A 298-nucleotide genomic window follows, 5' to 3' on the forward strand; every position below is an offset into this window, starting at 1 on the left:
CGCAGAAATAGTGTTTCGCTGTACTGGTATTGAATTGGTAGAGCTTTAAATGCTCCTGCCCCTCTAAAACATTAATACCATCTAGCGATACTGATGCGGCGATTGCGCCTCTCCTGCGGCACAAAGAACAATCGCAACGCCGAAGGTCTATAAGGCCATCAGGTAGATCCAGCTCAATTTTTACAGAGCCGCAGTGACATGAGGCTAAATGTTTCGGCTGAATCTTTACCCCATCAATCTCTTTCAGATTTACGCTCATAGCTCTTTCCTTGTGCTCACATAACAGTTTTATTCATAA

Annotated in this window: 1 protein-coding gene; it reads right to left on the reverse strand. The window is 44.0% G+C overall.

Annotated features, from left to right (window positions below; translation table 11 throughout):
- A partial coding sequence (locus tag B4U49_RS19180; RefSeq protein ID WP_420811451.1) for a GFA family protein occupies positions 1-259 on the reverse strand: 259 nt, incomplete at its 3' end.
- Positions 260-298: the final 39 nt, after the last annotated feature.

This window comes from Microbulbifer mangrovi (assembly GCF_002009015.1).
GTDB classification, from domain to species: Bacteria; Pseudomonadota; Gammaproteobacteria; order Pseudomonadales; family Cellvibrionaceae; genus Microbulbifer; species Microbulbifer mangrovi.